We start from the raw sequence: 20,988 nt of genomic DNA, 5'->3' as shown, positions 1-20,988 counted from the left end.
GAGCGGGCGTGCGGGTCAGTCCTGCGGGGGCGTGCGGGGGCGGCCCCGCGGCGGGATCGGGGCCGCGCCGCCGGGCAGGCGGCCCGCCTCGGCCAGTGCGCGGCGCAGCAGGAACTCGATCTGCGCGTTCGCGCTGCGCAGCTCCTCGCCGGCCCACCGCGCCAGCGCGTCGTGCACCTGCGGGTCGAGCCGCAGCAGCACCTGCTTGCGGGCCGGCCGGCCCGCCGCCCGGGCGCCGGGACCTGGTTCGGGTCCGGGCGCGGGGCCGGACGGGGGCGGCGTGCCGGGCGGGGTCACTGGTAGAGGGTGCCCGTGTTGAGCACCGGCTGGGCGGCGCGGTCCCCGCACAGGACCACCATCAGGTTCGAGACCATGGCCGCCTTGCGCTCCGGGTCCAAGTCCACGATGTCCTCCTCCTGCAGCCGGGTCAGGGCCAGCTCGACCATGCCCACGGCGCCCTCCACGATCTGCTTGCGGGCCGCCACGACCGCCCCGGCCTGCTGGCGCTGGAGCATCGCGGAGGCGATCTCCGGAGCGTAGGCGAGGTGGGTGAAGCGGGACTCGATGATGTGCACTCCGGCCGCCTCGACCCGCGCGTGCAGTTCCACCGCCAGCTTCTCGGTGATCTCCTCGGCGTTGCCGCGCAGCGAGAGGCCGCCCTCCTCGTGCGCGTCGTAGGGGTACTCGATGGCGATGTGCCGCACCGCGGCCTCGGTCTGGGTCTCGACGAACTCGGTGAAGTCCTCGACCTCGAAGACGGCGCGGGCGGTGTCCTCGACCCGCCAGACCACGACCGCCGCCAGCTCGATGGGGTTGCCGTAGGCGTCGTTGACCTTCAGCACGGCCGTCTCGTGGTTGCGCACCCGCGTGGAGATCTTCTCCCGCGAGGTCAGCGGGTTGACCCAGCGCAGCCCGTCCTGGCGGACCGTCCCGCGGTAGCGGCCGAAGAGCTGGACCACCCGGGCCTCGCCCGGCGCCACCGTGTTCAGGCCGCCCATCGCGAAGAGCGAGGCGAGGGCGAGCAGGATGCCGCCCGCGATCAGCACAGCCTTCACGGCGCCGGCCCCCGCCAGCGCGCCGGCCGCGATCAGGCCCGCCCCGGCCAGGACCCCCGCGAGCCCCAGCAGCAGTGCCAGGCCGCCACCCGTGCTGCGCGCGGGGAACTCCCGTACCCCGTCCACCGTCGTGACCTTGTCCGTCATGGTTCGCCCCGTTTCCTTCGATGGCGGCCGATCGAGCCACCTGGCAAAGTGATATCACTTTTTCTGCCCGGCGGCACGGATCGGCAACCCTGCGGGCGTGGAGCGCGTCGGTTCCAGTGGGGTGGGTGCTGATTCTCACGTCCGAATTGCGTGGTATTGGCCATGGTTGGCCAACCTTTGTCACAGCCTGCGGTGTTAGCTTTCTGAGCTGACGTCGGGGGGATATCGAGCGGAGCGGGAGCGATGGGCCGAGCAGAAGCGCGTAAGGCGCAGCAGCAGCGCGGTGCGCGGCGGGCGCCGACCGGACGCACCAAGGGGAAGGACGGCGGCGGCAAACGCAGCGGCATACGCCGGTTCTTCACCTGGAAGAAGATCCTGGGGACCTTCTTCGGGGGGATCCTGGTTCTCATGGCCGCGGCGGTCATCCTCTACTTCTCCGTGGACGAGCCCACCGACCCGAACAAGCAGGCCACCCAGCAGAGCAACACGTACAAGTACGCCGACGGCTCCGTCATGGCCCGCGTCGGCGACACGAACCGCTCCATCGTGCCGATCGACAAGATCCCGCAGGACGTGCGGACCGCCTTCATCGCCATCGAGAACAAGTCCTTCTACAAGGACCGCGGCGTCGACCTGATGGGCGTGGCACGCGGCCTGTTCAACACCCTCCGGGGCAAGGGCACGGCCGGCGGCTCGACGATCACCCAGCAGTACGTCAAGAACTACTACCTGACCCAGGACCAGTCGCCCACCCGCAAGGTCCGGGAGCTGGTGATCGCCATCAAGGTCGACCAGCGCATGGAGAAGGACGACGTCCTCGCCGGCTACCTGAACACCAACTTCTACGGCCGCAACGCCTACGGCATCCAGGCCGCGGCCCAGGCCTTCTACGGAGTCGACGCCGACAAGCTCACCCTGGTGCAGGGCGCCTACCTCGCCGCCGTCATCCAGGCCCCCAGCCAGTACGACTGGGCGACCGCCGGCCCGAACGGCAAGGAGCTGGTCATGATCCGCTTCAACGCCGTCCTCGACAACATGGTCGAGATGGGCGAGCTGGACGCGGCCAAGCGCAAGACCCTGGCCTTCGAACCGCCCATCGCGCCCAAGCCCACCCCCGGCATGGACGGGCAGAAGGGCTACCTGGTGCAGGCCGCCAACGAGGAGATGAACCGGCAGGACATCAACGACGCCGACATCGCGGCCGGCGGCTGGGACATCACGCTCAACATCGACAAGAAGAAGCAGGAGGCGCTGGAGAAGGCGGTCCAGGACGAGCTGGAGTCCAAGCTCGACCGCAAGGACACCAAGAACCGGCCCCAGGACCAGAGCGTCCAGGCCGGCGCCACCTCCGTGGACGCCAAGACCGGCGCGATCGTCGCCATGTACGGCGGCCAGGGCCTGGCGGAGAAATCCGCGAGCAACGCCCTGCGCACCGACTACCAGCCCGGCTCGACCTTCAAGCCGATCGTGCTCGCCTCCGCCCTGGAGACCGGCGCCACCACCCAGGACGGCAAGCCGATCACCCCGAACGCCCTCTACGACGGCACCAGCAAGCGCCAGGTGGTCGGCAGCAAGATCCCGTTCAACCCGCAGAACCAGGACGACAAGGACTTCGGCAAGGAGATCACCGTCCAGGAGGCCACCAACTACTCGGTGAACTCCGTGTACGCGCAGATGATCGTGGACGTCAAACCGCCCGCGGTGAAGAAGACGGCGCTCGCCCTCGGCATGCAGGACCGCAAGGGCTGGCCCGAGGACAAGCCGGCCATGTCGCTGGGCACCATGAGCGCCAACACCGTCGAGATGGCCGCCGTCTACGCCACCCTCGACAACCACGGCAAGAAGACCACCCCGACCATCATCAAGGCGGCCGCGCACAAGGACCGCGAGTACGTCCCGGCCCCGGCCATCGGCAGCCAGGCGATCAGCCGGCAGACCGCCGACACCGTGACCAAGGTGCTCACCGGCGTGGTCGAGGACGGCTCCGGCAGCAAGGTCCGCAGCAGCGCCTACCAGGCCGCCGGCAAGACGGGCACCACCGAGTCCAACGTGGCCGGCTGGTTCACCGGCTACACGCCGGAGCTGGTCACCGTCGTCGCGATGTTCGGCGAGGAGCCGGGCTCGCACAAGCAGGTCACCCTGACCGGCACCGCCGGCGGCGGCCGGGCGGGCGGCTCCAGCTTCCCCGCCGAGATCTGGAAGACGTACACGCTGGCCGCCCTCAAGGGCGTGGACACCGGCACGTTCGACGTGTCGGAGGCCGAGATGGGCGCCCCGCAGGCGCCGTCCCGCAGCATCGCGCCGTCGCCGACGCCGAGCCAGGCCGCCAGCCCGTCGCCCAGCAGCAGCCCGCCGTCCAGCAGCCCGGACCCGACGAAGAGCCCGACCCGCTCCCCGAACCCGAGCAACTCGCCGACGAAATCGCCGACCCAGTCGCCGACGCCCACGCAGTCGCCCACACCGACCAAGAGCGGCCCCAAGCCGCCGGACCCGCCGCTGTTCCCGCAGGAGTCCCAGGACCGCTGACCCGCCAAACCCGCAGGGACGACAGGACGCCGCCCCGCAGCCGTCACGGCTGCGGGGCGGCGTCCTGTTCCGGTGCGCGGCACGGGCGCGGGGCCGGGCGGCCGGGCGGGGGTCCGGGCGCCGGTCAGCGCCGCTCGGGCGCGCCCGGCAGCCCGAGCTCGAACCAGACCACCTTCCCGCTGCTCAGCCGGGTGGCACCCCAGCGGCGGGCCATCCGGTTGACCAGGAACAGCCCGCGGCCGCCCTCGTCGGTGTCCCGGGCCCGGCGCTGGCGGGGCAGCTGCGGGGAGTCGTCGCCGACCTCGCAGCGCAGCACGTCCGTCCGCAGCAGACGCAGGGTCACGGGCCGCTCCGCGTACCGGACCGCATTGGTGACCACCTCGCTGACCAGCAGCTCCAGCGAGTCCTGGAGCTCCTCCAGGCCCCACCGGGCCAGGGCGCGGCGGGCGAACCGCCGGGCCCGGCCCGGGGCGGTCTCCTCCGGGTCCAGGAACCAGTACGCGACGTCACTGGGCGCGATCCCGTCGAAGCGGGCCGCCAGCAGGGCGATGTCGTCGTCCCGGTCGCCCGGGCCGAGCATGTCCAGCACGTCGTCGCACAGGGCCTCCAGCGGCGGCGGGTGGTCCAGGCCCGTCAGCTGGGCGGTGGTCGCCAGCCGCTCGCGGAGCTGCTCGATGCCGGTCCACACGTCCCGCAGCCGGGACTCCACCAGTCCGTCGGTGTACAGCAGCAGGGTGGCACCGGCCGGCGCGTCCAGCTCCACCGCCTCGAAGTCCACTCCGCCGACGCCGATGGGGGCGCCGGGCGGTACGCGCAGCACCTCGGCCCGGCCGCCCAGGTGCAGCAGCACCGGCGGCGGGTGGCCCGCGTTGGCGATGGTGATCCGGTGCGAGACGGGGTCGTACACCGCGTACAGGCAGGTCGCCATCCGGTCGGACCCCAGGCGCTGGGCCTGCTCGTCCAGGTGGTGCAGCACCTCTGCGGGCGGCAGGTCCAGCTGGGCCAGGGTCTGCGCGGTGGTGCGCAGCTGCCCCATGATCGCGGCGGAGGTCATGGAGTGGCCCATGACATCGCCGACGACGAGCGCGACGCGGCTGCCCGGAAGCGGTATCGCGTCGTACCAGTCGCCGCCCACCCGCGCCGTCTCGGCGGCGGGCAGGTAGCGCGAGGCGAGCCGCACCCCGGTGGGCTGGGGCAGGCTGTCGGGCAGCATCGTGCGCTGGAGCTCGTCGGCGATGTACGCCTCGCGGCCGTACAGCACCGCCTTGTCGATGCCCAGGGCGGTGTGGGTGGCCAACTGGGCGGCGACCAGCAGGTCGTTCTGTTCGAAGGCGGGCCTTTCGGGGCTGCGCAGGAAGACGGCGGCGCCGATCACCCGGCGCCGGCCGCGCAGCGGTGCGAGGACCGCCCGGTTCCCGCGCGGCAGCGGATGGTCCAGCCCCAGCAGCTCGGGCAGGGCCGCCTTCGCGGCGGCGGAGGACCCGAAGACGGGCCGTACGCCGCGCAGCACTTCGGCAAGCGCGCCGCCGGAGCGGATCTCGCACAGCTCGGCGGCGGGCAGGTCGCCCTGCGGGCCGACCAGCGGCAGCTGGCTGAAGTCGAGCTCGCCGGTGGCCCCCGCGGCCCCGGCGAGGTCCATCCCCGCGCCGATGGTGCTGCTGATGTCGGTGAGGTCGTCGATCGGCCGGAGCCGGTCGGTCCGCCGGAGCCTTAAGACGACGGGGCCCACCGGCCGCTCGTCCCCGACGGGCAGCGGGTCCCGCAGGTAGACCAGGATCGCGTCGGAGAAGGTCGGAACGGTGGCCCGGCACAGGCCGAGCACGATCTCGTCGAGGTCGATGCCGCGGGCGATCCGCCGTGTCGCGGCGCCCACGAAGCGCAGCCGGTCCCCCTCCCGGCGGGCCACGGTGTCCGCGGCCGGGGCGCCGGGCAGCGGCTCGGCGCCGCCGGGGCCCTGCGGCGCCGCGGCGCCGGCGTTGCGGGCGGCCTCGGCGTCGCGCAGCCCCGGCTCGCCGGGGGCGGACGGCGGGCCTGCGGCGCCGGCCGGGCCGGGCGTCGTCCGCAGGGCGGAGCCGCCCTCGTACGGGCCGTCGTCGCTCTCGGACCGGGTGCGGGCCGAGGGGATCTCGGGCCGGGTGGCCTCGACGGCCGGGACGGGGGCCTTGCCGTGGCCGGGCTCGTCGCTGCCCGCCCCGGACGCACCGGACGCCCCGGGAGCACCGGACGGCCCGGAAGCACCGGACGCCCCGGATGCGGCGGGCGCCCGGCGGTGACCGTCCTCACCACCGCCCGGGCCCGGGACGCGGCCGAGTTCGCGGTGGGCCGAGCCGGAGGCGAAGGGCAGGCCGGAACCGCCCGGTGCCGGTGCCGCGGTGGCCGCGGCAGGCTGCGGGCCCTCCTGGGAGGTGGGGTACTCCGTCACGCGTGGAATTCCGTCCGTCTGCGCTCGATGTGCGCTGCACTCAACTCGGTCAGTCGCGGTATACCCGCTCAGCGGCCGGGGCACCATCACCCCGGGTTTCCGCGTCCCCCTCGTTACCTGTCGCTCTGCGTTGACCTCCGGTCAAGTTCCGCGTACGGCACGGCACTTACGGATGCACTGCCCGAACGCGCCGCTGCGCACGCGCGGTCTTCCGGAGGACGATCCTACGTTTGAACCCCGGGGGCGCATCAAGGGTCTCATGAGGTCATATGCGCCGGAGTGCGGTCCCAGTCCTCCGGCAGGAGCGGAACTCCCCAGGCCGGATCCGGCCGCCAGTCCTGCCAGCCGTCGGAGAACGGGGCACCCCACCGCGTGATCACCTCGACGGCCCCGCGCCCGGCGTCCCGGACCCGCCGGGCCTGCTCACGGCCCATCAGGCCGGCCCGCTGGGCCTGGGCGAACTCGTCCTCGTCCAGCCATGTCCAGCTGCGGTCCGGATAGACGGCGATGTCCAGGAAGTGGTCCACCGAGTCCACCCCGCCCGACCAGCGCGAGCGGGGCTCCTCCAGGTTCACGTACCAGTTCTTGAACCGCCAGCCGTTCCCCCAGAACAGCCACACCGACCAGGGGTCCCCGGGGCGGGCCAGCTTCAGCACGCCCGAGCCGAACCAGTGCGCGCGCACGGTGGTGCGACGCGCGGTGTAGCGGGTGCGCAGCGGTTCCTCGTGGACGGGGGTGCCGTCGGCGAGGACCGGTTTGACGCATTCGGTGCCGGGCGCCATCCACACGGCGAGGAGCTCGTCGGTGTCCTGCACCACCGTCACCGGGCGGCAGATGTGCACCCGGCCCTCCAGCCCCGGGGCGTGGTCGCGGTAGCGCCAGAGGATCTGCTCCCCGGGCGACCAGCGCGGGTCCGGCGCGCCGTCCTGTGCCGCGCCGCCCCCGGGACGGAAGGTACCTGTCATGCGCAGATCTTAGGGCGGAGCCCCCCGCGCCCGCTGCGGTGCAGGTCACGGAGGGGGTCGGTGACGGGAATCGACCGGATCCGGACCCTGCCGAGGGGGTGTCAGGGGTGCGTCATCCGCAAGACGTCCAGGGCCTCGTCGAGCTGTTCCAGGGTCAGGTCGCCGCGGTCCACGTACCCGGACTCCAGGACGACCTCGCGGATCGTCTTGCGCTCCGCCAGGGCCTTCTTGACGACCTTGGCGGCCTCCTCGTACCCGATGAACCGGTTCAGCGGGGTCACCACGGAGGGCGAGGACTCCGCGTACTCCCTGGCCCGCGCCGCGTTCGCGGTGATCCCGTCGACGGTCCGGTCCGCCAGCAGCCGGCTCGCACTGCCGAGGAGCCGGATCGATTCGAGGAGGTTGCGGGCCATCACCGGCAGCATCACGTTCAGCTCGAAGTTGCCCGAGGCGCCGGCCACGGCGACCGCCGCATCGTTGCCCATCACCTGGGCGGCGACCATGAGGACGGCCTCCGGGACCACCGGATTGACCTTCCCGGGCATGATCGAGGACCCCGGCTGGAGATCCGGCAGGTTGATTTCGGCCAATCCCGTACGGGGCCCGGAGGCCATCCACCGCAGGTCGTTGCAGATCTTGGTCAGCGAGACGGCGACCGTGCGGAGCATCCCCGAGGTCTCCACCAGGGAGTCCCGCGCCCCCTGCGCCTCGAAATGGTTGCGGGCCTCGGCCAGTGGCAGCCCGGTGGCGGTGGCGACCTGGGCGATCACGGCGGCGGAGAAGCCGGGCGGGGTGTTGATCCCGGTGCCCACCGCGGTCCCGCCCAGGGGGAGTTCGGCCAGCCGCGGCAGTGCCCCGCGCAGCCGCTCGACGCCGTACCGGATCTGGGCGGCGTAGCCGTCGAACTCCTGGCCCAGGGTGACCGGGGTGGCGTCCATCAGGTGGGTGCGGCCCGCCTTGACGACCCTCTCGAACTCCGAGGACTTGCGCTCCAGGGCGGCGGCCAGGTGCTCCAGGGCGGGGATCAGCTCCCCGGTGACGGCGGCGGTCGCGGCGATGTGGATGGACGAGGGGAACACGTCATTGGAGCTCTGCGAGGCGTTGACGTGGTCGTTGGGGTGCACGGGGCGGCCGAGCCGCTCGGTGGCCAGGGTGGCGATGACCTCGTTGGTGTTCATGTTGGACGAGGTCCCCGAGCCGGTCTGGAAGACGTCCACCGGGAAGTGCTCGTCCCAGCGGCCCTCGGCGACCTCCGCGGCGGCGGAGCGGATCGCGTCGGCCACCTCCTCGTCGAGCACGCCGAGCCGCGCGTTCACCGTGGCGGCCGCGGCCTTGATCCTGGCGAGCGCCTCGATGTGGGCGCGCTCCAGGCGCTGCCCGCTGATCGGGAAGTTCTCCACGGCGCGCTGGGTCTGGGCCCGCCACTTGGCGTGCGCGGGCACCCGTACCCCGCCCATGGAGTCGTGCTCGGTCCGGAACCCTTCGGCCTGCTGGTCCTGTGTCATGTTCGTGGCCTCCTCAAAAAGTTGAGCAATTGTCTTGTTCGAAGTGTTCCCAACTCCCCTACTGACCAGTAAATACCGTGGGTAACACCGGCATTCGGGGAGGCGTTCATGGCACGTGCACCGAAGAAACCCAGACTCAGATGTACCCTCGCCGCCGTGGCGGCGGCCGCGGCCGCCCTCGGCGGCGTCACCGCCGTCACTCCCACGGCCCACGCGGCCACCACGGCGGGCGCCACCGCCACCGCGGCCGTCACACCCCTGCCGCCCGAGCTGGAGGCCGTCCGGGCCGCGGAGGCCACCCGGATCTACGGGGACCCCGCCATCCGCCCGCCCGCCCAGCGCAAGACCGGGCTCATCTCGCTGGGCGACAGCGAGATCTCGGGCGAGGGCGTGGGCACCTACGACCCCGCCACCAACACCCCGGGCAACCAGTGCCACCGCTCGCCCGACGCGGCGATCCACCGCACCGGCATCCCGGCCGACCTGACCTTCAACGTGGCCTGCTCCGGAGGCTACACGGGCAACATCAGGATCGGCGGCAGCAAGCAGTACGCCGACGAACTCGTCCAGAGCGACAGCCTGGCCGTCAAAGCCCGCAACACCAGAATCAACATGGTGCTGCTCGTCGCCGGGGCCAACGACGACCTGCAGTTCGGCCCCGTCATGACCGACTGCGTCACCCGCTGGATCCTCAGCCAGGGCGCCTGCGAACCCGGTTACGCCCCCGGCTGGCAGGCCCGCGTCGACGGCCTGAAGCCCAAGGTGGAGGCCACCGTCGCCGACCTGAGGACGGTCATGCGCGACGCGGGCTACGCCGACACCGACTACAAGCTGGTCGTCATGGGCTACCCGAGCCCCATCGGCCCCGACTTCCGCGACAACCCGAACTTCCCCGGCAAGCTGCCCGGCGGCTGCGCCGGCTACGACTCCGACGCCGCCTGGGGCCGCAACCAGGCGGTGCCCGCCTTCGAGAAGGGCATGCGCGCCGCCGCCCTCGCCTCCGGCGCCGTCTACCTCGACAACTCGCGGCTCTTCCACGGCCACGAGGTGTGCATGGAGGACCCCTGGGCCCGCGGACTGTACCTGGACCTCGGCGACCACTTCCCCTGGGACGAGAACACCGTCCGCCAGTCCTTCCACCCCAACCACCGCGGCCACGGCGCCTTCGCGTCCTGCCTGACCCAGCTGTACGCATCGGGCCTGCGCGAGGCCTCCTGCGCCGACCCGGCGAGCACCGGCACCCCGGTCCTGCAGGCCGGCGCCTGGGACGACCTGTACAAGCCCCTGAAGAACGGAGCCAACGGCAGCTGCCTCGACGCGGAAGGCGGCTCCAGCGCCAACGGCGCCGCCGTCCTGGGCTGGGACTGCCACAGCGGCCGCAACCAGGCCTGGTGGTACGACTCCGCCCGCAGGTCCCTCCACACCGGACTGACCCAGGACCGCTGCCTCGACGTCCCCGGGGGCTACGGCAACGGCACCGCCCTGGTCCTGTGGAACTGCCACGGCGGCGCGAACCAGCAGTTCGTCCGCGACGGCGCCACCCTGCGCCCCGCGGCCTCCCCGGGCAGCTGCCTGACGGTCTCCGCGGCCCACGGGCCGCTGCGCCTGCAGCCCTGCAACGGCTCGGCCTCCCAGCGCTTCAGCTGACCGTCCGCGCCCCCGCACCCCCACCCGCACCCGGCCGGCCGTCCCGGCCGGGTGCCCGCCCGCCGGCGAGCATGCGGCGCACCTCGGCCGGCCGGTTCGTGATGAGCGCGTCCACCCCGAGCCGCAGGCACAGCGCCACGTCCTCGGGCTCGTCCACCGTCCAGACCCGGACCGACAGCCCGCGGGCCTTCAGCCGGCCCACCAGCCCGGGGTCGCGCCGCACCAGCTCGATGCCCGGGCCCGCGTGCGGGGCGTACGGCGGGCGCACCGGCCGCAGCCGCCGCTCCATCAGGTACACCGCGGGCAACCCGGGAGCCAGCCGGTGCAGGCGGTTCAGGGCCGTCCGGGAGAAGCTCATCACCTCGACCAGCCCGCTGCCCCCGTCGGCCAGCCCGTACGCGCCCAGCATCCGCACCAGCTCCGCCTCAAGCCGCCCGCCGGCGCGGGAGGGGTGCTTGGTCTCGACGGCCAGCCCCACCGGCCGGGGCGCCGCCAAGGCCAGCCGCAGCAGGTCCTCGAAGAGCAGCACCCGCGCACCGGCGTGCCCCGCCCCCTTCCACGCCCCGAAGTCCAGCGCGGCCAGCTCCCCGTACGTCATCCGGGAGACCGCCCCGCGCCCGTCGGAGGTCCGCTCGACCCTCCGGTCGTGCACGCAGACCAGCTGCCCGTCCGCGGTCAGCCGCACGTCGCACTCCAGCGCATCGGCCCCGTCGTCGACGGCCTGGCGGTAGGCGGCCAGGGTGTGCTCGGGGTGCGCGTGGGAGGCGCCCCGGTGGGCGACGACCCGTACGGCGGCGGTGGGCAGGAGGGGCGACGTCGCAGTCATACGGCAGATCCTTGCGAACCGGGATGAACGGGCAGGCGCACACCTGTGTCGCCGACGTTAACCGGCAGCGGCCCCTCCCGCGCAGGGCGGGCCGCAGCCGCGCCGGAAGCTCCCACCGGCCGGCCCCGCCCGCCGCCGACCCCCGGGCCCGCGGTGGCGCGGGCCCGGCGGCCGTTCAGCCCGGTGGATCGCCGGTCGGCCGGTGGTCAGCCCATGGCGGAGTCCGCCGCCACGTGGAAGACCCGCGAGAAGCCCGCGCGGAGGGCGCCCCGCCGGGTCAGTGCGGACCGGTCGACCCCCGTGAAGACGAGGGCGAGGGCGATGTCGGCCCCCACGGCGCGGCCCGTCATGCTCACGTCGATGCGCTTCCACTTGGCGATGCCGGACTCCTTGACCCTGATGGTGACGCCGCGGTCCTGGTTGTCCGCCTCGCGCATCAGGACGTACTCGCGGCGGTCGACCGCCCAGAGCCGGTACCGGTCGCCGGCGTGCTTCATGTGCAGCGCGCGGCCCCGGTGGGTGGCCCCCCACCGGTTCCGCCTGAGGTACACCACGGCGTCCCCGACGCGCAGCGTCGCCCCGTTCAGCGTCGGCCGTTCGGTGATCGTCACCTGGATGCCGCGCGATTCGAAGACGGCACGGGGGATGTGGCCGCCGACGGCCTCGGTGGCGCGGACATCGTCCTGCGGATGGGGCAGCGAGGCCACGGTGACATCGCCCCACTCGGCGGACTGCCCCTGCCAGCCGACCCGGCGGAGCTCGTTCTTCTCCCCGCCCTGCCAGGGTCGCAGTGCGAACGGGGTGCTCTGGGTGTGCATCTCTCTGCCCTTCTAGTCGAACGGGTTCAGCGCGCTGCCGAGCTTCTTGGCCCCGTCGGCGATGCCGTCCCCGACCTTCTCCAGGCCCTTGCCGATGGCTTCGTGGTTGTCCCAGACGAGCGCGGCGCCGTAGGCGATGCCGGTGCCCACGGCCAGTCCGGCGGTCACCGGGGTGGGGCACACGGTCAGTGCGGTCATCGAGGCGCTGAACGCCGTCCCCGTGAGGTCGGTGGCGAACTTGGCGGGGTCCTTCCTGATCATCTCGCCGTCGTAGGCGGCCAGGTTCGCCATGCCGTAGGCGGTGCCGGCGACGCCTCCCACCACGCCCAGCCCGCGCATCGCACCGGCCGCCTTCATGGCGTTCGCCATGCCGCCCTGCCGGGCGACCGTCACCAGGTTGGCCTCGGAGGCCGCCGGTATGAAGAAGCGGCCGTTCTGCATCTTGCCGCCCCACATGGCCGCCTCGTCGGAACCCGTGAGCGCGCCGACGACGTTGGGCGGCAGCTTGCTCATCAGGCCGCCTGGAGCCGCCCCCGCGAGACGCGCGTTGACGTTGCGCTCCAGCAGGGTGCCGGGCGCGTTGAAGGCCTTCGGGAAGTTGCCGGCCTTCACGTCCTTGAAGTACCCGGCCAGTTTGAAGGAGTTCATGCCGACGGCCGTGAGCGCGGCGGCGAAGGCACCGGCCGTCACGGTGGACTTGCTGATGTTCGAGACCAGTTCCGCCAGCTTCGGGTTGCCCGTCAGACGGGTCATGCCCCCCTTCTGGAGCCGCTCGATGTAGTCGTCGAGGGTCTCGTCGTCCCGCTTCTTCAGCCAGGCGAGGTCCAGGCGCTCCTGCTTCTGGGCGTCGTCGGCCTTCGCGATCTCCCCGGCCTGCCCGTTGAAGCCGGTGCCCGGGGTGCCGTCGCCCTTGCCGCCCTGGCCGTCCTTGACGACCGCCTCCAGGTCCTTGCGCAGGTCCTGGTCGGCCTCGTCGACCGCCTTGACGCACTCCTTGATGTAGTCGCGCCAGGACTGCTGGGCGGTCCGCACGCTCGTCATGTAGTCCGGGTCGTGCCGCATGGCGTTCTTCTCGGCTGCCACTTGTCGGCGGTCGTCAGGAGGCGCCCGAAGTCGGTGGTCATCACTTCCTGGTACGTCAGCATGCCGTTCCCCGCCGTGCCCCGATCACGTTCTCCACGGCAGCCTGTACAGGCCAATTCCCGTGACGTCCGGGGGGCTTGGCGCCGCCACCGGCCGCGGGAAGCCGGCCGGGAGGCCGGCGGCGCCGTCGCGCCGCCGCCCCCGCCGCGTGCTACAGGCCCGGGCCGCGCACCGGGATGTGGGTGAACGTCGGCTCGGGGGCCGGGTTCTGGAAGAAGTCGTTGCCCTTGTCGTCGACGACGATGAAGGCCGGGAAGTCCTCGACCTCGATCCGCCAGACCGCTTCCATGCCGAGCTCCTCGTACTCCAGGACCTCGACCTTCTTGATGCAGTCCTGGGCGAGCCGGGCCGCCGGGCCGCCGATGGAGCCCAGGTAGAAGCCGCCGTGCGTACCGCAGGCGTCCGTGACCTGCTGGGAGCGGTTGCCCTTGGCCAGCATGACCTTGGAGCCGCCCGCCGCCTGGAACTGCTCGACGTAGGAGTCCATGCGGCCGGCCGTGGTCGGGCCGAAGGAGCCCGAGGCGTAACCCTCGGGGGTCTTCGCGGGGCCGGCGTAGTACACCGGGTGGTCCTTCAGGTACTGCGGCATCGGCGCGCCCGAGTCCAGCAGCTCCTTGATCTTGGCGTGCGCGATGTCGCGCGCCACGACCAGCGGACCGGTCAGCGACAGGCGCGTCTTGACCGGGTGCCGGGTCAGCGTGGCCAGGATCTCGTCCATCGGCTGGTTCAGGTCGATGGAGACGACGTCCGAGGCCTCGCTCAGGTGCTCGTCGGTGGTCTCCGGCAGGAAGCGCGCGGGGTCCGTCTCCAGCTGCTCCAGGAAGACCCCCTCGGCGGTGATCTTCGCGGTGGCCTGGCGGTCGGCGGAGCAGGACACGGCGATCGCCACGGGCAGCGAGGCGCCGTGGCGGGGGAGGCGGACCACCCGGACGTCGTGGCAGAAGTACTTGCCGCCGAACTGCGCGCCGATGCCGATCTTCTGGGTCAGTTCGAACACCTGCTGTTCCAGGGCCTCGTCGCGGAAGCCGTGGCCCAGCGGGGAGCCTTCGCGCGGCAGCTCGTCCAGGTAGTGCGCGGAGGCGTACTTCGCGGTTTTCAGCGCGTGCTCGGCCGAGGTGCCGCCGACGACGATCGCCAGGTGGTAGGGCGGGCAGGCCGCCGTACCGAGCGAGCGGATCTTCTCCTCCAGGAACTTCATCATGGAGGCCTCGTTGAGGACCGCCTTGGTCTCCTGGTAGAGGAAGGACTTGTTGGCGCTGCCGCCGCCCTTGGCCATGAAGAGGAACTTGTACGCGCCGCCGTCGGTCGCGTACAGCTCGATCTGCGCGGGCAGGTTCGAGCCGGTGTTCTTCTCCTCCCACATGGTCAGCGGCGCCATCTGCGAGTAGCGCAGGTTCAGGCGGGTGTACGCGTCGTAGATGCCGCGGGAGAGGGCCGCCTCGTCCCCGCCCTCCGTCAGCACGTTCTGGCCGCGCTTGCCCATGACGATCGCCGTGCCGGTGTCCTGGCACATCGGCAGGACACCGGCCGCCGCGATGTTCGCGTTCTTCAGCAGGTCCAGGGCCACGAACTTGTCGTTCGCGGAGGCCTCGGGATCGTCGATGATGCGGCGCAGCTGCGCGAGGTGCGCGGGGCGCAGGAAGTGCTGGATGTCGTGGATCGCCTCTTCGGCGAGCTTGCGCAGCGCCTCCGGCTCGACCTTGAGGAACGTACGCCCGTCCGCCTCGAAGGTGGACACGCCCTCGGCGGTCACCAGCCGGTAGGGGGTGGTGTCCTCGCCCAGGGGCAGCAGGTCGGTGTACGCAAACTCTGGCATGACGGCAGTCATTCCTCACTCGGCAGACGGCGCTGACGACCGATTGGCAGCGCAGTGTTCCAGCGTAGGACCTCGCGCCGCGGGCGTGTCTGTGAGGTAAGGCTCACTCGGCAGTATCGCGATCTATCGTGTCTGGCTATGCTGGGGCGCGTGGACCTGGAAAAGCACCCCGCCGCCCCCGCGCCCGCCCGGCTGCGCGCCTCCGACGCCGACCGCGACCGGATCGCCCGGACCCTCGCGGACGCCCTCGCCGAGGGCCGGCTGACCGCCGAGGAGCACGCCGAACGCCTGGACTCCCTCTACGCCGTGAAGACGGTGGACGAGCTGGAACCGCTGGTCCGGGACCTGCCCGCGCCCGGCACCGGCCACGTCCCGGCGGCCCCCGCGGCCGGGGCCGCGCCGGGCGGGGTCTCGGACCATGTCGTGGCGGTGTGCAGCAGCGCCGCGCGCAAGGGCCGCTGGCGGCCGGGCGCGCACACCCGCGCGGTCTCGGTCATGGGTGACGTCACCCTCGACCTGACCGAGGCCGTCTTCGCCCAGCAGGTCACCGAGATCAACGTGACCTGCGTCCTCGGCAACGTCGAGATCCTGGTCCCCGAGAACGTCTCCCTGCGCGGCTACGGCAGCGGAGTCCTCGGCAACTTCGAGGTCGGCGGCGAGGGTCGCTCGGACGCCGACCCGCAGGCCCCGGTCGTGATCGTCCGCGGCTTCGCCCTCCTCGGCAACATCGAGGCCCGGCCCAAGTCCGGCGCCCGCGTGGTCGATCTGGCGCCCGGGCAGCCGAGGGGCTGACGGGGGCGGGCGGGCGCGGAGCGCCGGGAGGGCCGTACGGGCTGTGGCGCGGGGCCCCAGGGGGAGCGTCGCGTTTCGGACGAACCCCCGGCGCCCGGTGGCACGGGGTGCATAGCGGCCCGCCCAGCGGGTAGGGACTGGTGCATCGTCTCTCGCTCGCGTATACGTCGTCAGGAGTAGACCGTGCCGCATCCGCCGCATCAGTCCCTGCAGGTAGCCGCCGTCCAGAGCCTCCAGGGGCGCCCGGGCGCCGTGCCGAAGCCGAGGGTGCCGGCCAGGGCGGAGGACGGCCCGTGGCATGCGGAGGCGGTGTGCCGCCGCGACGAGGCGGGTCTCTTCTTCGCCCCGTCCAAGGAGCCCACGGCGGCCCGGCTCTCCCGCGAGGAGGCGGCCAAGCGTGTCTGCGCCCGCTGCCCCGTGATGGTCGCCTGCCGTGAGCACGCGCTCCTCCAGCCCGAGCCGTACGGGGTCTGGGGCGGCCTGACCGCCGCCGAACGCCGGGTGGTCCTGGCGCGGATGCGGCGCCGGGCAGCCGAACGGCACCAGGCCCCCGGGGCCGGTCCGATCGCCGCCGCGGGCTGAACCCCGTCCCGTCCGACGCCCCGTCCGCCGGCCCGCCCGGGTCCGCGGGCCCGTACCGCCTTCGTCCCGGTCCCTGCTGCACATGCCAGAGGGGCGGTCCCCCGCACGGGGCCGCCCCTCTCGCGTACGCCGCCGCGAACCGCCTCTACTGGGCGCGGTCGAAGTCGATCGCGCTGTACGCGCGCAGCTTCGCCAGGCGGTGTGTCGAGTCGATCTGCCGGATCGTGCCCGACTTCGAGCGCATGACCAGCGAGGACGTGGTCGCGGTCGCCGAACGGTAGTGGACGCCGCGCAGCAGCTCGCCGTCGGTGATGCCGGTGGCGACGAAGAAGACGTTGTCACCGGAGACCAGGTCGTCGGTGTGCAGCACCCGGTCCAGGTCGTGACCCGCGTCGATGGCCTTCTGGCGCTCGGCCTCGTCCTTCGGCCAGAGCTTGCCCTGGATGGTGCCGCCGAGGCACTTGATGGCACAGGCCGAGATGATGCCCTCGGGGGTGCCGCCGATGCCGAGGAGCAGGTCCACGCCGGTGCCCTCGCGCACCGCCATGACCGAACCCGCGACGTCGCCGTCCGAGATGAACTTGATCCGGGCGCCCGTCTCGCGGATCTCCTTGACGATGCCCTCGTGGCGGGGGCGGTCCAGGATGACCACGGTGACGTCCTCGACGGCCATCTGCTTGGCCTTGGCGACCCGGCGGATGTTCACCGAGGCCGGGGCGTTGATGTCGACGAAGTCGGCGGCCTCGGGACCGGTGACCAGCTTCTCCATGTAGAAGACCGCGGACGGGTCGAACATGGTGCCGCGATCGGCGGCGGCGAGGACGGCGATCGCGTTCGGCATGCCCTTGGCGTTCAGGGTGGTGCCGTCGATCGGGTCCACGGCGATGTCGACCTCGGCGCCGGTGCCGTCGCCGACCCGCTCGCCGTTGAAGAGCATCGGGGCTTCGTCCTTCTCGCCCTCGCCGATGACGACGACGCCGTTCATCGAGACGGTGGAGATCAGGGTCCGCATCGCGTTGACCGCGGCGCCGTCGGCGCCGAGCTTGTCGCCGCGCCCGACCCACCGGCCCGCGGCCATGGCGGCGGCCTCGGTCACCCGGACGAGTTCCAGGGCGAGGTTGCGGTCGGGGGCTTCGGGAGAGACTTCGAGCTGGGGCGGCAGGTTGTGCTCGGTCATCGGAGCGCACCTTTCTGTACGACGACGGCCGGGATGTGAGGGTGCTCGGAACTCTATCGGTACGTCGACATATTGAGCAGAGCGGGTCACGTTTGAGCGGCATATCGGTCAGCGGTTTGGCCTGAGCGGACGCCTTGCCCGGGCAGCGTACGGGGCGCGCCCGCACGGCGCCCGCACGGCACCCGCACGGCAGAGGGACCCCGGGGGTGATCGCCCCCGGTGATGCGGGACCATGGTGCCGTGGCGAATATGAGGGGCAAGCAGACGGTTTTGGACATGGTCCGCTCGCTGGGTGTGATCGGCATCGTCGTCGCGGGGATCTACTTCTTCATCCCGCACGACGACAGCGCCGACCCGACGCGGACGGTGGACTACCGGGTGGAGACGATCACGGCCCGGCGTGCCGCGCCGTACCCGGTGGCCGCGCCCGTGGGGCTCGCGCCGCAGTGGCGGGCGACCTCGGTCTCGTACGACCGCAAGCAGGCCGACGGCTGGCACCTGGGCTTCCTGAACGGACAGCAGCAGTACGTGGCGGTGGAGCAGTCCTCCGACGCCTCGGCCAAGAACATCGGCAAGATCACCCGGCATGCGGCGGCGACCGGGCAGACGCAGCAGGCCGGCGAGCGCACCTGGGAGCGCTGGGAGGGCGAGAAGTACGACGCCCTCGTGCACCAGGAGCAGGGCCACGTCACGGTGGTGACCGGCACGGCCTCCTTCGAGGAGCTCGGGGTACTGGCGGCGGCGCTGGAGTTCAAGCAGGGCGCATAGGCCGTCTCTCGGCCGCCCCCTGCGGGCGTCGGCGCGCGCGTCGGGGTCGGCGCGGCGTCGGTTTCGTGGGGCGGCATCGGTTCCACGGGGCGGCATCGGTTCCATGGGGCGGCATGCGGAAGGGCCGCACATCCCCTGGGGGGTGTGCGGCCCTTTCGCGTACGGCCTCGCGACGCTCGGCCCCGGTCCGGCTCAGACCGTGGTGACGACCTGGTCGAAGGACAGGCGCGGCGAACGGTCGAACCAGGCGGCCTCGCCCGGCTTGCCGATGTTGACGACCATCAGCGGGGTGTGGTCGGCGTCCAGGAACTCCTTCTGGATGCCGGCGAAGTCGGCGCCGGTCATCGGGCCCGCGGCCAGGCCGGCGGCGCGGACACCGACGATGAAGTAAGCGGCCTGCAGGGCGGCGTTCAGCAGCGCCGACTGCTCGCGGACCGGACGCTCGGCGAAGAACGCGTCCTTGGCCTGCGGGAAGTGCGGGAGCAGCTGCGGCAGCTCCTCGTGGAACTCGTTGTCCGCGGAGAGGATCGCGACCAGCGGCGCCGCGGCGGTCTTCGCACGGTTGCCCTCGGCCAGGTGCTGGACGAGGCGCTCGCGGGCCTCGGGGGAGCGGACCAGGGTGATGCGCAGCGGGGTCTGGTTGAAGGCGGTGGGGCCGTACTTCACCAGCTCGTAGATCGCCTGGATCTGCTCTTCGGTCACCGGCTCGTCGGAGAACGAGTTGGCGGTGCGGGCCTCGCGGAACAGCAGGTCCTGTGCGGCGGCGTCGAGAACGAGGGACATCGGAAAGCCTTCTTCCATACGTGTGGTGAAGCGATGTCCCCGACTCTACGGCGAAAGTAGATGAAATTTCAACTAAAGTCGGGCTGGCTGTGAGCGAGGTCACCCGACCCGGAGCGAGGCCACCCGCCCCGGCCGGTCACCCGCCGTCGGGCTCCCCCTCGCCCTCGCGGGCCGCCAGCGCGGAGTCCAGCCGGGCCCGGGCCCCTTCCAGCCAGCGCCGGCACACCGCCGCCAGCTCCTCGCCGCGCTCCCAGAGCGCGAGGGAGTCCTCCAGCGAGGTGCCGCCCGCCTCCAGCTTGCGGACGACCTCGATGAGTTCGTCCCGGGCCTGCTCGTACCCCAGCGCCGTGTCCGTCTCAGACATTCCCGTTCCCGCCTTATGTGTGTAGTACAACGAACATGTTGCGCGCGGATGTCGTCACGCGGCGCCGTCCCCGGTGTCCCCGGTGTCCTGGTCGGCCGCGGTGTCCCCGGCGGCCCCGGTGGAGCCGGTCGGGCCGGGCTCCGACGCGGGCGCGTGGCCGGGGGAGACCTCCACCGGGAACGCCCCGCGTGCCACCCGCGCGTGCAGCAGCTGCCCCGGTACGACGTCCTCGGGCGAGCGCACCACGTGCCCGTCCTCCCGCTGGAGCACCGCGTAGCCCCGCTCCAGGGTCGCCGCGGGCGACAGCGCCACCACCCGGGCCAGGGTGTGCCGCAGCTCCGAGTCCGCCCGGTCCAGCAGGTGCCCCAGGGTGCGGCGGCTACGGGCCAGCAACGCCTCCAACTCCTCCTCGCGGGTCTCCACCATCCGCTGCGGATGGACGAACACCGGCCGCCCCAGGGCGTGCGCGAGACCGCGCTCCTCCCGGTCCAGCAGACCCCGTACCGCCCGCAGGCCCCGCTCCCGCAGCTGCCGCACCCGCTCCAGCTCCTCGCCCACGTCCGGAACCACCTTCTTCGCCGCGTCCGTGGGCGTGGAGGCCCGCAGGTCGGCGACCAGGTCCAGCAGCGGTGAGTCCGGCTCGTGGCCGATCGCCGAGACCACCGGGGTACGGGCCGCGGCCACGGCCCGGACCACCTGCTCGTCCGAGAACGGCAGCAGGTCCTCGACGCTCCCGCCGCCGCGGGCCACGATGATCACGTCCACCTCGTCCAGGGCGTCGAGCTCCTGGACCGCCCGGACCACCTGGGGCACCGCGTGCACGCCCTGGACGGCCACGTTGCGCACCTCGAAGCGGACCGCGGGCCAGCGCCGCCGGGCGTTCTCCAGCACATCGCGCTCGGCCGCCGAAGCCCGCCCGACCACCAGCCCGACCAGCTGCGGCAGGAAGGGCAGCGGCTTCTTGCGGTCCAGCGCGAACAGTCCCTCGGAGGCCAGGGACCGCTTCAGCCGCTCCAGCCGGGCCAGCAGCTCCCCGATCCCGACGGGCCGTATCTCCGTGGCACGCAGTGACAACTGGCCGCGCGGGGCGTACCACTCCGGCTTCGCCCGTACGACGACCCGCGCACCCTCCGACACCGCGTCCGCGACCTCGTCGTAGACCTGGCGGAAGCAGGTCACGCTGACCGAGATGTCGTGCGAGGGGTCGCGCAGCGTCAGGAACACCACCCCCGCCCCCGGCCGTCGCGAGAGCTGGGTGATCTGCCCCTCCACCCACACCTGACCGAGCCGCTCGATCCAGCCCCCGATGAGCCGGGACACCTGGCCAACGGGCAGCGGGGCCTCGGCCGACGTATTCAGACCCATGCACGCAGGCTAGCCGCCCGGCATGACAGCGCCCCAGGCCCCGCCGGTGGTGTCGAACCCCCGGGGCACCCGGCGGGGACGGTGGGGACGGCGGGCGGCAGGCGGCGGGGCGTCTGGGGCGGCCGGGGTGGCCGGCGCGGGCGGGGTGCCCAGCCGCTGCCTCAGCCTGCCGGGGTGCCGGGCTGCCGGGTTGCCGCACCCGCCCGGCGGGCCCGCCCCGCCCGTCCCGCCCGGGCCCGCGGGGCGCCCGGGCCCGCGGGGCGCCCGGGCCACCCAGGCCCTCCGGG

Annotated in this window: 18 protein-coding genes; 5 read left to right on the top strand and 13 right to left on the bottom strand. The window is 72.6% G+C overall.

Annotated elements, in window-relative coordinates; all coding sequences use genetic code 11:
- Positions 1 to 15: 15 nt before the first annotated feature.
- Together ACLJTM_RS23490 and ACLJTM_RS23485 are read right to left on the bottom strand one after the other, a co-directional pair.
- Positions 16 to 297: a hypothetical protein gene (locus ACLJTM_RS23490; protein ID WP_411105656.1), complete on the bottom strand. Its 282-nt coding sequence runs from the start codon at positions 295 to 297 to the stop codon at positions 16 to 18.
- Entirely contained in the window at positions 294 to 1,202 is a 909-nt protein-coding gene (locus ACLJTM_RS23485; protein WP_411105655.1) for an SPFH domain-containing protein, read from the bottom strand. The genes ACLJTM_RS23490 and ACLJTM_RS23485 overlap by 4 nt, the downstream gene beginning before the upstream one ends.
- Positions 1,203 to 1,445: 243 nt before the next feature.
- Here ACLJTM_RS23485 and ACLJTM_RS23480 point away from each other — a divergent pair, with 243 nt between their 5' ends.
- Positions 1,446 to 3,728, top strand: coding sequence for a transglycosylase domain-containing protein (locus ACLJTM_RS23480; protein WP_411105654.1), 2,283 nt, complete (start codon positions 1,446 to 1,448; stop codon positions 3,726 to 3,728).
- 124 nt (positions 3,729 to 3,852) lie between these two features.
- On the opposite strand, the gene ACLJTM_RS23475 is transcribed toward ACLJTM_RS23480, so the two are convergent.
- The 3 genes from ACLJTM_RS23475 to ACLJTM_RS23465 all read right to left on the bottom strand — a co-directional run bounded on the left by ACLJTM_RS23475 (position 3,853) and on the right by ACLJTM_RS23465 (position 8,620).
- Complete coding sequence (locus tag ACLJTM_RS23475) at positions 3,853 to 6,150, bottom strand: SpoIIE family protein phosphatase (protein ID WP_411105653.1); 2,298 nt, start codon at positions 6,148 to 6,150, stop codon at positions 3,853 to 3,855.
- A gap of 257 nt (positions 6,151 to 6,407) precedes the next feature.
- On the bottom strand, positions 6,408 to 7,115 hold the full coding sequence (locus ACLJTM_RS23470; RefSeq protein WP_411105652.1) for a DUF402 domain-containing protein: 708 nt from the start codon (positions 7,113 to 7,115) through the stop codon (positions 6,408 to 6,410).
- 101 nt (positions 7,116 to 7,216) lie between these two features.
- The gene (locus ACLJTM_RS23465; protein ID WP_411105651.1) at positions 7,217 to 8,620 is read right to left on the bottom strand and encodes a class II fumarate hydratase; all 1,404 of its coding nucleotides are present in this window, start codon (positions 8,618 to 8,620) and stop codon (positions 7,217 to 7,219) included.
- A 108-nt stretch (positions 8,621 to 8,728) separates the two neighbouring features.
- On the opposite strand from ACLJTM_RS23465, the gene ACLJTM_RS23460 reads away from it, so the two are divergent.
- Positions 8,729 to 10,267, top strand: coding sequence for a ricin-type beta-trefoil lectin domain protein (locus ACLJTM_RS23460; RefSeq protein WP_411105650.1), 1,539 nt, complete (start codon positions 8,729 to 8,731; stop codon positions 10,265 to 10,267).
- Here the strand turns inward: ACLJTM_RS23460 and ACLJTM_RS23455 are convergent.
- The 4 genes from ACLJTM_RS23455 to ACLJTM_RS23440 form a co-directional block, all read right to left on the bottom strand.
- On the bottom strand, positions 10,260 to 11,093 hold the full coding sequence (locus ACLJTM_RS23455) for a glycerophosphodiester phosphodiesterase (protein ID WP_411105649.1): 834 nt from the start codon (positions 11,091 to 11,093) through the stop codon (positions 10,260 to 10,262). The genes ACLJTM_RS23460 and ACLJTM_RS23455 overlap by 8 nt on opposite strands.
- Before the next feature lie 206 nt (positions 11,094 to 11,299).
- Positions 11,300 to 11,911: a hypothetical protein gene (locus ACLJTM_RS23450; protein WP_411105648.1), complete on the bottom strand. Its 612-nt coding sequence runs from the start codon at positions 11,909 to 11,911 to the stop codon at positions 11,300 to 11,302.
- A gap of 12 nt (positions 11,912 to 11,923) precedes the next feature.
- Positions 11,924 to 12,994 (bottom strand): hypothetical protein, encoded by a 1,071-nt coding sequence (locus ACLJTM_RS23445; RefSeq protein WP_411105647.1) that lies wholly within the window; start codon positions 12,992 to 12,994, stop codon positions 11,924 to 11,926.
- Between the two features lie 211 nt (positions 12,995 to 13,205).
- Entirely contained in the window at positions 13,206 to 14,870 is a 1,665-nt protein-coding gene (locus tag ACLJTM_RS23440) for a fumarate hydratase (RefSeq protein ID WP_411105646.1), read from the bottom strand.
- 150 nt (positions 14,871 to 15,020) lie between these two features.
- Here ACLJTM_RS23440 and ACLJTM_RS23435 point away from each other — a divergent pair, with 150 nt between their 5' ends.
- Positions 15,021 to 15,662 carry a DUF1707 domain-containing protein gene (locus tag ACLJTM_RS23435; protein ID WP_411105645.1) on the top strand — a complete coding sequence of 214 codons (642 nt, stop codon included), beginning with the start codon at positions 15,021 to 15,023 and terminating at the stop codon, positions 15,660 to 15,662.
- Between the two features lie 183 nt (positions 15,663 to 15,845).
- The gene (locus ACLJTM_RS23430) at positions 15,846 to 16,244 is read left to right on the top strand and encodes a WhiB family transcriptional regulator (RefSeq protein ID WP_411105644.1); all 399 of its coding nucleotides are present in this window, start codon (positions 15,846 to 15,848) and stop codon (positions 16,242 to 16,244) included.
- A 145-nt stretch (positions 16,245 to 16,389) separates the two neighbouring features.
- On the opposite strand, the gene glpX is transcribed toward ACLJTM_RS23430, so the two are convergent.
- The gene (gene glpX, locus ACLJTM_RS23425) at positions 16,390 to 17,421 is read right to left on the bottom strand and encodes a class II fructose-bisphosphatase (protein ID WP_411105643.1); all 1,032 of its coding nucleotides are present in this window, start codon (positions 17,419 to 17,421) and stop codon (positions 16,390 to 16,392) included.
- A 249-nt stretch (positions 17,422 to 17,670) separates the two neighbouring features.
- Here glpX and ACLJTM_RS23420 point away from each other — a divergent pair, with 249 nt between their 5' ends.
- The gene (locus ACLJTM_RS23420) at positions 17,671 to 18,189 is read left to right on the top strand and encodes a DUF4245 domain-containing protein (protein ID WP_411105795.1); all 519 of its coding nucleotides are present in this window, start codon (positions 17,671 to 17,673) and stop codon (positions 18,187 to 18,189) included.
- Between the two features lie 192 nt (positions 18,190 to 18,381).
- Here ACLJTM_RS23420 and ACLJTM_RS23415 read toward each other — a convergent pair whose 3' ends face one another.
- The 3 genes from ACLJTM_RS23415 to xseA all read right to left on the bottom strand — a co-directional run bounded on the left by ACLJTM_RS23415 (position 18,382) and on the right by xseA (position 20,701).
- Positions 18,382 to 18,972 (bottom strand): malonic semialdehyde reductase, encoded by a 591-nt coding sequence (locus tag ACLJTM_RS23415; protein ID WP_411105642.1) that lies wholly within the window; start codon positions 18,970 to 18,972, stop codon positions 18,382 to 18,384.
- A gap of 136 nt (positions 18,973 to 19,108) precedes the next feature.
- Positions 19,109 to 19,336 carry an exodeoxyribonuclease VII small subunit gene (locus ACLJTM_RS23410; protein ID WP_411105641.1) on the bottom strand — a complete coding sequence of 76 codons (228 nt, stop codon included), beginning with the start codon at positions 19,334 to 19,336 and terminating at the stop codon, positions 19,109 to 19,111.
- 54 nt (positions 19,337 to 19,390) lie between these two features.
- Complete coding sequence (gene xseA / locus ACLJTM_RS23405; protein WP_411105640.1) at positions 19,391 to 20,701, bottom strand: exodeoxyribonuclease VII large subunit; 1,311 nt, start codon at positions 20,699 to 20,701, stop codon at positions 19,391 to 19,393.
- Positions 20,702 to 20,988: the final 287 nt, after the last annotated feature.

The sequence above is a fragment of the Streptomyces sp. cmx-4-9 genome (assembly GCF_046548835.1).
In the GTDB taxonomy this organism is placed as follows: domain Bacteria; phylum Actinomycetota; class Actinomycetes; order Streptomycetales; family Streptomycetaceae; genus Streptomyces.
Note: the sequence above shows the minus strand (reverse complement) of the source record. Positions and strands in the feature narration are given on the sequence as shown.